7 protein-coding genes are annotated in these 14583 nt (G+C 58.3%); 5 read left to right on the top strand and 2 right to left on the bottom strand.

The features are described 5' to 3' along the window. Positions 1-417: 417 nt before the first annotated feature. Together VFW04_00645 and VFW04_00640 are read left to right on the top strand one after the other, a co-directional pair. Positions 418-2664 (top strand): DUF3578 domain-containing protein, encoded by a 2247-nt coding sequence (locus VFW04_00645; GenBank protein HEX5177809.1) that lies wholly within the window; start codon positions 418-420, stop codon positions 2662-2664. After that, positions 2661-4997 (top strand): DUF2357 domain-containing protein, encoded by a 2337-nt coding sequence (locus VFW04_00640; GenBank protein HEX5177808.1) that lies wholly within the window; start codon positions 2661-2663, stop codon positions 4995-4997. Before VFW04_00645 ends, VFW04_00640 begins: the two co-directional genes overlap by 4 nt. On the opposite strand, the gene VFW04_00635 is transcribed toward VFW04_00640, so the two are convergent. Together VFW04_00635 and VFW04_00630 are read right to left on the bottom strand one after the other, a co-directional pair. Beyond that, positions 4978-10032: a hypothetical protein gene (locus VFW04_00635; GenBank protein HEX5177807.1), complete on the bottom strand. Its 5055-nt coding sequence runs from the start codon at positions 10030-10032 to the stop codon at positions 4978-4980. The two genes, VFW04_00640 and VFW04_00635, sit on opposite strands and share 20 nt — an antisense overlap. A 105-nt stretch (positions 10033-10137) precedes the next feature. Then, a complete protein-coding gene (locus VFW04_00630; GenBank protein ID HEX5177806.1) occupies positions 10138-10863 on the bottom strand; it encodes a hypothetical protein in 726 nt (241 codons plus the stop codon). A gap of 1034 nt (positions 10864-11897) precedes the next feature. Between VFW04_00630 and VFW04_00625 the strand changes: the two genes are divergently transcribed. From VFW04_00625 to VFW04_00615, 3 genes are all read left to right on the top strand, one after another. Beyond that, entirely contained in the window at positions 11898-12839 is a 942-nt protein-coding gene (locus VFW04_00625; GenBank protein HEX5177805.1) for a DUF488 family protein, read from the top strand. 6 nt (positions 12840-12845) lie between these two features. Beyond that, positions 12846-13667, top strand: coding sequence for a hypothetical protein (locus VFW04_00620; protein HEX5177804.1), 822 nt, complete (start codon positions 12846-12848; stop codon positions 13665-13667). Between the two features lie 226 nt (positions 13668-13893). Continuing rightward, the coding region (locus tag VFW04_00615) for a TM0106 family RecB-like putative nuclease (GenBank protein ID HEX5177803.1) at positions 13894-14583 on the top strand (690 nt) is incomplete at its 3' end.

Here is a 14583-nt window from a genome sequence, read left to right as displayed (position 1 = left end):
GCGGCTCGTGTATCCGTTCAGCTGGTGCGTCAGGCGCGCCTCGATCCAACCAATCCCAGTTATCGATCGCCGCCGCTCGGCTGGCAGGCTGTATTGGCGAAGCTGGCGAGGGAGAAGAGCGCGTACCTCAAGACCCTTGCCGCCGAAATCGAGAGAAGCTAAGAGATTACCCTCCGACACACCGCCTGTACGTACAACTCGCCGTGCGGATTCCTGGCAAGTTCGCGAAGAAACTCGGCGCGGCCCTTTTCGCACGGAAGTCCTAACGACATATTGGCGATGCGATCTGAGTTTGAGGCGACGCTTTATGTTCCAACAACGGCGAACTCATAGTTGGCTGCTCTCTCGTGCCGCCTCAGAGCATGTCGTTTGGAGACCTTACTCTTCGTTCTCCCTTGTACTGGCCTAACGGATCATATGACTTCAGACTTCGGAGTCACCACGGGACTGCAAACCTCTTTCGAAGCGATTCTGGCAGGGTATCGTAGTGCTCGGACCGCAGATGCGTTTTCGGGCAGCCATCCGATCACAGAGCTATTCCGCCGTATTCAGGATGACTTGAAGGCGACAGGTTCGATTAAACGTCGCCCAACACTGACCGTCAAATGGTCCGTCGGCCAAGGGAATTGGACTAACGTTCCCTGGATAGCCCTATTGGATCGGAGAGAGACTGATACAACGCAGCATGGAGTTTACCCGGTGTACCTGTTTCGCCAGGACATGTCCGGATTCTACCTCACCTTCAACCAGGGGGTAACGCGTCCGTTTAAGCGCCTTGGAAAAACAGAAGGGCGAAAGTTGCTGAAGGCGACCATCGCTGACATAAGAAGCAGGTGCGAATCGCTCGGCAACTCGGGCTTTCGCCTTGACGACAGAATCGATCTGGCCGCTGCGAGCGGTGTCGGCGCGGACTACGAAGTATCAACGATCGCATACAAGTACTACGAAGCCGCGCATGTGCCGAGTGATGACACGCTCGTCGCCGACCTTGAGGCGGTCCTCGTCGCCTATGATGACTATCTCGAACGACCCGAGCGCGGCCGTACTCCTTCACCAACAATCCGTAGTTGGATCTTTCAAAGCAATCCGGACAAGTGGGATGTGCAGAGTGCCCTGGCTGAACTTTCCTCTTTCGGCTTCACGGTTCGACAACACGCTGATGAAATCGCCGAAGGCGACAAGGTTTACCTTTGGCAGTCTGGGCCGGAAGCCGGAATTGTCGGCGTCGCGGCGGTCGAGGGCAGGCCTGCGATTGGAACACTTGATGGGCCCACCGCGAGATTCGTGAAAGAAGGGCTTGGCCTAACAGAGCCACAGCTACTGGCGCCGCTCCGGGTCGTGAGCCGACTCTCACATCCATTGCTGAAACGAGAACTGGCGAATGTACCGTCGCTTCTTGAGCTGACGATCCTTCGCGCACCGCAGGGCACGAACTTCCTACTCACACAATTACAGGCAGAAGCGATCGATGACCTGATTGCCGACCAAGAGCGAACAGGCGCCAGCTCTTCACCTGTCGCGGATCTTTCCGCTGTCGTCAGCGCGTTCGCTGCGTGCCTAACCAGGAGCCACGTCGATTTCAGCCCGCAGCATGTTCAATTCACGCGCGCATTTGTCGTGAGCTTGGCCGCCAAGCGGCTCCTCATTCTGACGGGCCTTTCGGGGTCCGGAAAGACGCAGATCGCACTTCACTTTGGGCAATGGTGCGGTGACGATCGGTATCGCGTAGTCCCAGTGCGCCCAGATTGGACAGGCCCAGAGGCCCTTCTCGGCTATGAAGACGCTCTTCTCCCAGTTGTGGAGGGACGGCGCGCATGGTGCGTTCCGGAAGCGCTCGAGTTCATGCTGACGGCTGCTGGCGATCCGACGAACCCGTACGTTTTGATTCTGGATGAGATGAACCTTGCACACGTCGAGCGATACTTCGCGGATGTGCTATCTGGAATGGAATCAGGCGAACCGTGCTTACCAAATCTTGAGCTGGAAAGCGGCCTGTGGCGCCTGATTGAGGATGAGCCCAACAGGATTCGGTTTCCGGACAACCTTTTCGTTGTCGGCACTGTGAACGTCGATGAGACGACGTACATGTTCTCGCCAAAGGTCCTCGACCGTGCGAATACAATCGAATTCAGAGTGCCGACGTCAGCGCTTCGTTTCGATGCGCATAGACCACTGGCAGGAGAAGCCGGTGACGACGCACTCGTCAGAGGCTTTCTACAAGTAGCTCGTGACAGCGACTGGCAGTCAGAGCACCAATCGCCCAATCGCGAAGAGTTCGTCCGCTGTTTACGCTCCCTGCACGAACTGCTTGTCGAAGGTGGCTTCGAGTTCGGCCATCGCGTTGTTCAGGAAATAGTGCGCTTCGCAGCCATGTTGGCGAGCGCCGGTGAACCGAATTGGAGAACTGCGCTTGACTTGGTGGTGATGCAAAAGATTATGCCTAAACTCCATGGTTCTAGGAGACGGCTGGAACCTACTCTCACGGCCCTAGCTCGGTATTGTGTGGCACCAGAAGACTTCTTGCCTAACACGCAGTCTGCGAGTGATACTTTTGACCCGCTTGGCTCGCTTCCTCTATCCGTCGCTTTGCCCGTGTCGTTCGACAAGGTCCGGCGTATGATCCGAAACCTGCGAGCCAATCAATTCGCGAGTTTTTCGGAATGATCGACGGGGCAGTCGCTGAGGCAACTCTGTCCCTTGTCGAAGACGGGAGGGAAACCGGCATTAGCCTGACGATTGAACTTCTACCCAACACACCGAACGAGGCGTTCGCGCTGCTCGATTTGCGGCGGCAGGTTGATAGAGATACTACCCTGGCGCCGATTCAGCTCCTCGAGAGCACAGAATACCGGTTCTCGATCACACCCAGCGATTCTGGACACTACACTACCGATCGCCCCGAGATCTTCCTGCCAGATGACCGATCCGGAAGAACCGGCCGAATACGGAGCGGTTTGGCCACCGGACTACTTCCAATAACTGTTTTTCGCGAGGCGCGAGTCGCTGGGCACCTTAGCCTCGAAGTTCGCTCGAGGAAGCTTGACTACCTGCGGCAATACCAATGGATGATGCGCGATATCGCAGCGCAGATGTCCGAAGTTGTTATGGAGCGATTCGCGCCGTCAGAGCATCACTTCCAGGTGGAGGAGGAAGCGGATGCGCGCACGCTCTACCAGAAGTTCTGCTTTCTCAAAAGCCTACTCGCTGACGAAGCATTTCGTGCTGCCGTTCGTCTCGTGCTAACTCGCCCGTATACGCAATGGGATGAGCAAGAGGAATGGCGTAATCCTGCGAGAGGAATCAAAGGAAGCTCTAAGCTCGTTCGTCGGTTAGTCGCTGCAGGTTGGAGAGGCACAGATGCAAATGGGCTTGGCGTAGTAAGGGATGCAACGCGGTCTTCGCCCACGCGGATCCCAGTTTCAGTCGCGCATGAATCGCTCGACAATCAGCCGAATCGCTTCGTCAAGTTTGCGCTTGAGAACTGGCGTGCGCAGGTTGTCCGAGTCGAAAGCGCATTGCACCGTTTGCCGCCGAGCAATCCGGTCTCGCGGGGCGACGTTCAAGTAACCGCAATGCTATCCGAGCTCGACGAGCTTTTGGCGCACGACGTGTTTCGCGAGATCGGAGAGTTAGATCAATTTCCCGCCGCTAGCACAATTCTTCAGCAGCGACAAGGATATCGCGACATTTATTGTGCGTACTTGTCTTCGGAGTTCGCGGCAAAACTGAGCTGGCCAGGCGGGGAAGCGGTTTTCGGCGCGGGTCAGAGAAACGTCGCCACTCTTTTTGAATATTGGACCTTCCTTCAGCTTGCGACTGCGCTAGCACGTATCTGCGGCCAGTCCTTTGACTTCACTGACTTGCTCCGCAAAGACGAATCGGGCTTGAGCATCGGCCTCATGCGAGGAATGCAGTGCGTGTTAAAGGGCAAGGTTGATCGCCTCGGCCGACTTGTTGAGGTCGAACTGTGGTTCAATCGCACATTTTCTACTGGTCGCCATCCTGGTACCTCATGGGCGCGGCCGATGCGCCCAGACTGTTCTGTGCGCCTAACGCCGACCAGTGGTGTCTACGTCGATATGCCCGAGGTTTGGTTGCATTTCGACGCGAAGTATCGCGTTGAAAGCCTGTTCGAAATACTTGGGCCTGAAGCAACGAACGCCGACGATGAGCTTCGTGACGCATCGCGTGCCGCACTTGAGGTGGGCGCGAAGCGCGACGATCTGATGAAGATGCATGCATACCGCGATGCGATCCGTCGATCAGCGGGCGCGTACGTTCTCTATCCGGGGAGCGACAGCGAGAAGTGCTTGGAGTACCACGAATTGTTGCCAGGGCTCGGCGCCTTCGGGCTGGAGCCAACTGAAGAAGGACCTGCCGCGGGAATCAGCGCCATCGAAGCATTTCTGAACAACACTATAGCTCACGTGGCTTCTCAAACCACGCAATACGAACGTTCGCGTTTTTGGAATGAGAAGTCCTTCGGAATAGATTCTTTGGCAGCGGCATCGGTTCCAGCTGCCACCTTTCTTAAGCAACCGCCCGCTGACGCCCTGGTGTTGCTGGGGTACGTGAAGAGCCGAGCTCACTTGCGGTGGATTGAGGAACACCGTCTGTACAACCTGCGCGCGGATTCGCGACGCGGTGCGGTTGGTCTCACGTCGCGAGAGCTTTCCGCCGAGTTGCTGATACTCTACGGACAATCGGTCGGTGAAGCGACGCTCTGTCAGATAAAGGGCATCCCGCGATTATTTTCTGCAGAACAATTGCAGGCGTTGTCCTACCCAAGCACTGGCGGATCGCTCTACTACTGCTTGGAGCTTGAAGAGAAGCCAGCGCGTCTCGACTATCCTCTCTTTCGGCGCTTTTCTTCGAGTGATGCGGAACGAATACTGGGCACGGATGCGTTTTTCGGGGCTCCGGGTGTCGTCACTTGGCAGGAACTTGTCGACTACCTAGCTACTACGTCCCTTGCAGTCAAGCGGACATCGGTGTGACAAAATCGTCACGCATGCGAAACGCGGCCGACGATCCGGATTCGACAAGACAGTCGAGGATAAACAGAACGGAGTCACGGAGGCGTTCGTTGCGCTTGAGTTCGAGCGGCCGCCCGTAGACGTAGCGTTGCAGCAACACCTCCAGAAGAAAGACAGTGTTAGGCTTAGCGAGCATCTCTGCAGTGCTTCCGAGCCGTAGGGCATCGGCGACGTGAATTAAAGCGTCGGGCAGCGACCGGTCTCCGATGTGATAGAGAAATCGCGCATAGACATCGAGAACGGCGGACGATGGCGACAGGCACGAGAAAAGCGCGTGCACAAGGTGCGCGTAGCCGTCGAGAAAACGCCAATGACGGACGTTGTCTTTCCAATCCAGGTTTAGAAAAACGGCCGACAGCAACTCGGTCTCGTGTGGGTTCCTATCCGTCCGCAAACGAGAAACCCAACTAGAGCGCTTGACTGCGTCCGCAATCGTCTCCCACACGAACCAATACTGTGCCGTGTTCGGGTTGGTGTCTTGGATTGCGGTCAATCCCTGCAGCAGGGACTGCAGCTCGTGCGAATGGCGCTCGACGGTCGTAAGCAGAGGCGCGAGTACTTTCCTTGCTGCTTCCGGTGATGTGCGCAGCAAGAATTCCTGAACGCGTCGAGACACGTTCCCCTCTATACGGAAATTCCTGTTGCCTTGGCTATGACGAGTATCGTCGGCTGTCCACCAGCTTGCAAGCGTATTGCTCGCGCGCGCAAACGCTTCAATCGCGAGCGGATCTAGCGGCACGCGCCCAAGGATCATCAGCATACGATTCAGCGCATACGCACCGAACCCGTCGTAGATGTTGAGCGTGACATGTGCATCATTAGCAATACCAGTGCCCTTCCAAAACCGCGCGCGGATTTCCGCCGTTGCTTCCGCCATGATTTCGTCCCGATTGCGTCGCTCGTCATACGGATGCTCTTGTTCTGCCTCTTGAGCCTTGACGACGATGTTGGCTTCGGCCGCAAGCGCATTGACACACCGCAGTGCGAGGCCGCGGTCGGACGACCAAACGGTGTCATCGATGCTGTGTGTCGCCGACAGCTGCACTTGCTCCACGGGATGCGTTAGTGCAACGACAAATGCTGTTCTTACCTGTTCAGTGCGTATTGGATCGAGCACCTTGTGAAGCAACGCTGCCAGCACGTTAGCGCAGGCCCGGTTGGCCGCGAAAAGGTCGCTCTGGATGCGCGTCATGCGAGCAGTGCCGTCGGCGTCATACATGATTTCCGCACACGCGGTATCGACGCACCAGTCTCGCTGTGGAGTCGTCATCTCGTCCCATCGATCTCGAATGCAGACTGCTGCAACAAAGCCCGGAGCGTCACGGCTACCGTCTTCCTCACCGCCTTCGCGGTCCATCGTCTGTGCTGCGGCAAGCTTCGACGACCACGATGCTGGATCGTATTCTCCTGCCTCGCGGTCAAATGCTTTAATACCCCACATTAGCACGCCAAGCCGCGCGTTCATGTTCGCCGACTGCTCGGCCCTTTCATCGATTATTGCTTGGAGGTCTCGTTCGGGCGGCTTTGGATCGAGGCTAACGTAGCGTCGTGGCTGAGCGACAGGTTTGAAATCGCCTTGAGGAAGTACAGGCGTGTCCAAAAGTGTGTATTGTCGCAAATCCATGCGATGGAGTGCCAGGCGCCACACACGATCGTGTTCGTCCTGCTCTTCCTTCGGCGGCAACGCCGCAAGATGCTCGTCGAGCAGGGCTTGGACACGCGGAGCGAAAGATCCCAACTGAAGGCTAACTATAGCGACTTCTAGGTCGTGCTGGCGGTGGGGCAAGTCGTTCGCCTGCTTCCGCTCTATGTCGTAGGCTAGATGGTCTGTCTGCAGAGTTGGCAAATACGACAGGGCTGACGTGTGACGTTCTCTCGCCATGCGATTGCGATCGAGATCGATGTAGTCGCGGACGCTGAGTAGAACTAGCAACGTCTCGCCGGCGGCGTGCGGGTACGCTATTGCCACGCTTGAAACCACGGCGGTCAGCGCGGCGTTGTCGCTGTGGCGAAGGATGCCAATTAGAATCCCGTCTAACCTCGCGGGCTGTTGCTTTCCAATCTCGAGCAGCCACGTCTCGAGCGCCATCAGCATCGACTGGAGTACATAGGGTCCGACTGTCATTCCGCGATAAAGGCCCCAGAGTCGAGCATTGGTCCACTGCATTTGCGTGGCGCCATCGGCGAAGGCGAGTTCGACTTCCCATGCCATTTCGAGCCTGTCGTGCAGGCGTGGGTGCGCGTACCAATCGGCACTATGGCTGAAAACTTGAATGTAGAACTGGAGTGCCTTCTCGCTGTGAAACCGCAACAAGGGGAGCCATGGTCCGCGGATTCCACTAGGTGGGAATGAGTCGTGTCTTTCCTCTTTGATCCCAAAATACAAGTCCACATCCGGAGACATGCCCGCGTACCGTCGCACATCGTCGATATCTTCCTTCGATGCGAGAAGGTATTCTCTGCCGATGGAGACGATGACGTCGGGCAGATCACGTGCTGCAGGCATGCCGTCGGTGCCGCCATATATCAGGTCTTGGAAGTCTCTAGCGACCATATCGACGCGTCCTCTTGCTTCGGGATGCCCCCGCAACTCGGCCTCGAAGCGCGCGCCGTCTGCGTAGGGGATTTTTGCAATGACGCTAAGGACGCGCTCGCGCGGTTCCTGGCCGCCGTAGTCGCGTAGAGCGTCGAGGAGCCAGTGCGCGATTCCAGCGACATCTTCGGCGCCCTCGAGGTCTGGCGCCCACCAACTCACGCCGCGTACTGCGTCCTCCTCAAGCCCGAGCAGCAGTGCTCGTTCGTTATCCGTAAAGGCCGCGAGATTCCGATGAACGATCCGCAGTACCGCTGGCCATGCGGAGCCGTCTGGCACATTGACAATCGATCCCCCTTCGATCAGGCCCGTTAGCCACTCGCGGCTCTTCATGCACGCGACGCGCAAGAGCTGAACAACTCGCTTCAACAGCACTCGGTCGTTCGCGAGCAGTTGGCCCTCGTGCCGCGCAAGGAAATCGGGAGATGAGGGCGCCTTGAGCAACGATACTAGCGTGTCGTCACGGAATTGCGCGCTGATTTCGGATTCCGAGAGGCCAGCCCGAAACAGCCGATCCGCAGCCGCCGAATCGCGCTCCACAAGTTCGGCCACCCACTTGCGATACGATCGCCTCACGGCCGGATGCATTCCGATAGCGTCGGACAACGTCTTGAATGCCGCTTGGGAAAGATGCTTTTCGTCTAGCCACTGCAGGATCGCCCAGTCTTCGAGTACATCGTGGGCCGTCGCCACGACCAAGGGGTTGTCGTCTGGTGAAACGATGAGCGAGTCTCCGCGCAGCGACTCAACTACGACGGCATCGAGGTCGCTCACGGGAATGTGAGCGGAGAGCGCTCGTGCGCGCCGCACCGCAATGATCTCGAGCGCCCCCTCGCGTTGCCGTCCCAGGGCAGGCGCAACACGCTGGCCGCCACGCACAATCTCACGCCAGAAGAGCGCTCGGAATTCACGCTCATTTTGCGGAAGGGATTGTTCGGAGGACCAGGGTATTCCGAGTGCCTTGTCGAGGACAAAAGGGTTGCGCAGAATGTCCCGAAGTGCCGGGTGCGTAAGAGGAGTGGCGAGCACCGGATACGCTTCCTGCACCTCGCTGAGTTCGTCGTCCTGCAGCGGCGGCACCTGAATAGCCATGTGCTTGATGCGATGCGGCTGCAGGAAGCTCGCGCGCACTTGCTCGACCGAGTAGTCACGGCACGTTAGCACGATGCGCAATGCATCGTCGTCCGCAGCAAGTGTCAGAAGATCGGTGAACGCATCTCGTGTTGTCTTCTCGAGAAGGCGCTCGACGCTTTCGACTAGAACAACTTTGCGAGTCTGCGCACCGAGAATAGCACGAAGTTTTTCCCAGTTCGCGGGCACCTGCGCGGCGGCGAGGGTCGCGTCCACGTGCGGTTGCGCGAATTCCTCGACGCGGAATCCAAACACGAAATGATTCAAGGCGAGCACGCCAACGGCATCCTTACCGACGGCGGATTTGCCGCTGCCCGCGGGCCCCGCTACAAGTACGACTTGAGCATTCTCGAGCGCGTCGAGTACCTTCTGCACAAGGGCTGCGCGCGCCAGATGCAAATCGGGACCAAGCGTGGAGCGAATAGCGCGCAGGACGGGTGCGGTGTGGTCAGAGAGCGCGCGGAGCACGCGTCGTTCGCCAGCATTGATAACGCTATGCCGCTCACGGATCGCCGCCGGCAGATCATCGCGGCGCAAGCTGCTGCCGGTGGCCATAGCCACGCTCGCCTCTCCGACCAGCTCATTCCAAGAGACGGCCGCGCTCGCGAGGGGGTCGCCATCATTCGCTGCGAGTGCGAGCATGCTCTTGATGTGCGCTTCTGTCTGTCGCGTTGAGCTGTGAAGGTCGAGGCTCAGCACGTGCAAGACGCGCAGGAAGGGCCATATGTCGGCCGCCGAGAAGGATTTTCTTTCGATGGCGCCGACAATCTGTTGCAGCTCGCCGCTGTAGCGTACAGCTGTGGCGGAGATGAATCCTGCTGTGTTGAGTCGTTGCTCGAACTCCGCTCCATCACGCGCGGCGCGCGCGCAATCGAGCAGGCCCGCGAAGTGTTCGAGCAGCGTGTTCGTTCCGCGAAGTACGACGAGCGTTAGGCGGTCGCATTCCTTCGAGAAACGCGGGCCCTTAAAGTCATTCCAAAAGTTGACCACCACCTGGCTGCAGCTCTCGTCTGATGCGCTGACTGTTAGTGCGCGCTTCACCTGTCCGACGAGATTTCGCACTGCGCCACCGGTCGTACAGACAACCAGAAAGTCGTCAGTGTGCCAGCCCAGCCGGGCCGTCTGAAAACACACCTCGGCGACTGTTGCATCGATCAAGATCGGTGGGATAGCGCCGACCAAAAGCTGTGCTAGCCAGTAGGCGCCGACGTGTTGCTCGAAGGTCGTGCCGGCCCCACCGGTCGACGCGGGCGACGACACGCGCGCATTCATGCCATCAACCGTTGACGCCGGGCGGACCGGTCCCTGGCCCTCATCGCTATGAGTATTCAATGAAGTCTCAATGCTGGCATTCTCGGCTATATCGTTTTCGCTGCGTTAGCTCGCCGTCTCTGGATCCCATTCGTCAGGCAAGCCGAAAAACGGTGAACGATTGTCGTCTTTTCGGCACCAGGCCAGCTGCATGTCGAAGTTGGGCCGTACGAGGAATCCAAATCCCCTTCGTCGGAAGCTGTCGACAATGTGCCTAGAGTTCCCGGAAAAGTGGCCGAGTGAAATTAGTGTGGGTGGAAGGTGTTTGCCGGCGCCAAAGTTTGCCGGGGTTGGCGGCACGAGAAACTCCGGTCGAATCTCGTGCACGATTCCGACAAACTGCGCAAGCAGCATTGGAAAAACAACGAGCTTCTTCACCTCCGCGAAGGATCGGAGATCGCTATTGGCTAAAGAAACCCATTTCTCCTTGCCTTTGCGATCGGGAACACGCCCGGGAGCTGCGATGCCGACATCGACGCAATAGATACCGTCATCATGCGCTCCTTGCACCATCAAGTTGGTATGCAGTTCGATCGCATCGCCGCCCTTTGAGCATGCGATGCGCGAGTAATCTGCTGGGTGGCCTCGAGTTGCTGACTTAACAATGAAGCTCGAGCTGCCTTTTGGATTGACGACCTGCACGCCAAAACCCGTTGCGACGTAGTGCTGGCTCACCCCGATGATTGCCGCCAATTCTAGAATCTGGCTTTGTCGCGTTCCGATTCTCGCAAATGTGGTTCGATGGCGCGCGACGAAAGACGCCAGCGTTGCCTCGATCGCATCAACGTTCATGCGCAAGTAGAATGAGGAGGTCAGAAAAGGACCCGTCTACAGCTACTTGCATATCGTACTGACTTACTATTGCCTCGAAGTCTCTATAGAGAGCACGTAGTCCGGCGTGTATTTCGCCACCGCGCGAGTAGTCGGTCCGCCCAACGCGAACTGAACTGATGTCCTGCCTCCCAAGGAAGGCGGTGGCGTTGTCGACGGCCCAGTAAGTCGAAGCGCAAATGGCGTAGAATTTCCTAACGCCCGCGAGGAACACGAGGCGATCACGAAGGTCGCGTGACAGCTCTATGTCGGCTTCGCGTGCAATGTCCGGCGCCGCAGCATCGACCGACCGAGCGTAGCCGATCACCTGGTCCCGGAGGTTGTAGGGCAAACCGCGCACAACGTTCTGAAGGCGATCGAGACTCATAAGTTGCTCTGGACAGTGAATTGTTAGCGTTGGTGGCTGTGGCTACGGAAGCGAAGGCCCCCAGCAAGAGAACCACTGGCAGCACAATCAAGTACACCGCAGCGAAAACTGGTCGCCATGTCATTATCGGTATGAGCCTAGCGTAGCTCAAGGCCGAGGCGAGAAGGGCACCGGCCGCAGTGGCCGCGACCAATTTTGTCGTGGCGTCGATTCGAACGAACGTGTAAGGCACGCCGAACCAACCGATGAACCCCGCTTCATACGCGAAAGTGAGCGCCGCGCCTACCAACGGCGCTGCCGCCAACAGCAGGATTCTTGTGAGTCGAATACTTCGCCTAACGTGCGCGGAGCCGCTGGCAGGGACGGACATAGTTGCGTTTCCTCCCGGCGCCCTGGTCAGAGCCTCTCACCGGGATCTCCTGGGCGAAAGCCTTTGCTTAGGAGCACCTTACTGGCACCGCCTAACGTAGCCGCTTAGCCCTGACGATCGCAACATCGACGCTTCCATTCTTGGCGCCACGTTTTAAACTTCTTCGGGTCAGAGGGGGTTGCTGATAACCTGGTCAGCCGTCATTTCCACCAGGGCGAGTAGGGTTGATTGACGACCGCGCAGCAGGGGAGCCGACTCATGAGCGTCTCGTACCCGAAGTCTGCTCGAATGGCCACGCCGGACCTGCTCGATCGGCAACGCCGCCTGCTCGAGCTTCTTGACGCGCTTGGTGGCTCCGCCGGCCGCCTCGATTTTCAGAAGCTCCTCTTTCTCTACTGTCAGGAACCCTACGGTGCGGGGACGTATCAATTCGTCCCCTACCGGTTCGGTGCGTTCTCGTTCACATCGTACGCCGATCGTCGCAAGCTGATCGAACGTGGTTTGCTCGCAGCCGATGACGAGCAGTGGCAGCTCACGCCCCAGGGTAGGCGCACAATCGGCGGGACACAAGATATGATGATGGCGACGTTTGCAGATCGGCATCGCCATCTGCGTGGCGATGCGCTTGTGGCCGAGACTTATCGGCGCTTCCCATACTACGCCATTCGCAGCGAGATCGCGGATCGCGTGCTCCACGGGGAAAGGAAGGCACTCGCACGGATAGCGGCGGCCCGTCCCGCTTTGCCGAAGTCCGGCACTCTCTCGACTATCGGCTATGAAGGCCTAACCATCGAGAGTTACCTGAACGCGCTTATCGGCGCAGGCGTGACACTCCTGTGCGACGTTCGTCGCAATCCGATCAGTCGAAAGTATGGCTTCGCGAAGCGCACGCTCGCGAATGCCTGCGAAGGCGTAGCCGTTCGTTACGAGCATCTTCCCGAGCTCGGTATCGCATCCGAGCAGCGACGAAACCTCGCAACGCAGGCTGACTACGACGCGCTGTTTACTGAGTACGAGCGAGACTATCTGCCGAGCCAGCTCGCTGCGGTCAAACGAATCGCATCGTGGATTTCGGAAGGCCAACGAGTGGCGCTTACATGCTACGAGCGCCTACCGGAGCAATGCCATCGCCACTGCGTCGGTGAGGCTGTCGAGAAGGAAATTGGAGCTGGTATGGCTGCCAGTCACCTCAGTGCGTGAGGCTGCGTGGAGAAGCAGCGAATCCTCATAACCGTCAAGACGTATCCGACGCTCTCACGGAAGTACGGCGAGACCGTTTGCACAGCGGGCGTACGCCAGGACGGTACTTGGGTTCGCATCTACCCTGTGCCGTTTAGACGCCTAAACGAAGAAGAACAGTACCGCAAGTTCGATTGGGTCGAGTGTCGGCTCAAGCGAAATCCGTCGGACCCGCGTCCCGAGACGTTCCGACCGGTCGATCAAACCGAGTTGCAGCCCGTTGGTCACATCGATACGGCTGACAACTGGCGCGAGCGACGCCGCATCTTGCTCGAGACCGCGCGTGTGTACACCCGCCTTGAAGATTTGATCGCCGGTGCGAAAGCCAACGAGATCTCGCTGGCCGTATTCAAACCCACGCGCATACTGGATTTCATCTGGGAAGCCGAAGATCGCGAGTGGAACGAGGCGAAGCTGCGGGAGATGCGCGAAGCAACGCGGCAGGTTGACCTCTTCGATGAAAGCACGTGGCGAGAGACGTTCAAGGTGATCGCCAAGCTGCCGTACAGCTTTTCCTACAGGTTTGAGGACGCCGATGGAAGGCGAAGTGAGTTGCAAATCTTGGATTGGGAAGCTGGAGCGCTCTACTGGAACTGCCTGCGATCCGTCGATGGCGATGAGCCGCGGGCTCTCGCCAAGGTGCGGCAGAAGTACTTCGAAGAGTTCTTAACGAAGGATCTCCACTTCTTTCTCGGAACGACACAGCAGTTTCACTTTGTCGCACCGAATCCATGGGTCATCATCGGCGTGTTTCCCGTGCCGCACGAGGGACAGCTCGCGCTGCTTTGACTCGCACGTTACAATCGGCCGCCGCTGCGCGCTTGAGATCGCCAGACACGCTGACGGAGTAGTGCGACACCACGGATATGCCTAACGCTCGCGCAGCACAGTCGCGCAATCCGCTGGCGTGCCGCTTCGGCCGGTCGCATTCGCGAGCCAAGCCCCCGAAGCGCGTGCTCGCTTATTGTCATATCCCCATGCGACTTTCGTAGGCGGATAGCCTTCGGTTCGCGCCGTGCAAATCTACCAATCGTCGCCCCTCTATTCAGCGAAAGACCTCCTCAATTTCCTCGGCTGCCAGCACTCCACCGCCTTGGACCTTCTCGTGCTACAGGGCGACGTGGCACCACCTCCCGATGAGGCCGATGCCTACCTCGACCTCCTCAAGAACAAAGGCATCGATCACGAACGCTCGTTTCTCGAGCAGCGTCGCGCCGAGGGCCGATCACTGTGCGAAGTCCCGCGACTCGATTCGATCGATGCGATGGCGGCCGCTACGGCGGAAGCCATGCGACAGGGTGTCGACGTCATCTATCAGGGCGCCCTCGTTAGTCACCCGTGGCACGGCTACTCCGACTTTCTATTCCGCGTCGATACGCCCTCGGCGCTCGGCAACTACTCCTACGAAGTCGCGGACACAAAACTCGCACGAAGGGCCAAACCAAAGCACGTCGTTCAGCTCTGCCTGTACTCCCGACTCGTCGCGCTCACCCAGGAGCTGATGCCGTCCCGAGCGCATGTGATACTCGGCGACGGCAGCACCTTCAGCTTTCGCCTAAACGATTATGTCCACTACTGCGATGTGGCGTGCGAGCGATTCCTAACGTTCGTTGGCGCGAGCGGCCGCAGCACGGCGCCGGAACCATGCGCCCATTGCGAAACCTGCCGCTGGTCTAAGCGCTGTACCAAGCAGTGGGAAGAGACC

This window comes from Gemmatimonadaceae bacterium (assembly GCA_036273715.1).
In the GTDB taxonomy this organism is placed as follows: domain Bacteria; phylum Gemmatimonadota; class Gemmatimonadetes; order Gemmatimonadales; family Gemmatimonadaceae; genus JADGGM01.
This window is presented reverse-complemented; position numbering and strand designations above follow the sequence as displayed.

Coding starts and splice junctions, on each gene's coding strand:
- VFW04_00645 (HEX5177809.1), top strand. CDS start 418: ATGACTTCAGACTTCGGAGTCACCACGGGACTGCAAACCTCTTTCGAA.
- VFW04_00640 (HEX5177808.1), top strand. CDS start 2,661: ATGATCGACGGGGCAGTCGCTGAGGCAACTCTGTCCCTTGTCGAAGAC.
- VFW04_00635 (HEX5177807.1), bottom strand. CDS start 10,032: ATGAATGCGCGCGTGTCGTCGCCCGCGTCGACCGGTGGGGCCGGCACG.
- VFW04_00630 (HEX5177806.1), bottom strand. CDS start 10,863: ATGAACGTTGATGCGATCGAGGCAACGCTGGCGTCTTTCGTCGCGCGC.
- VFW04_00625 (HEX5177805.1), top strand. CDS start 11,898: ATGAGCGTCTCGTACCCGAAGTCTGCTCGAATGGCCACGCCGGACCTG.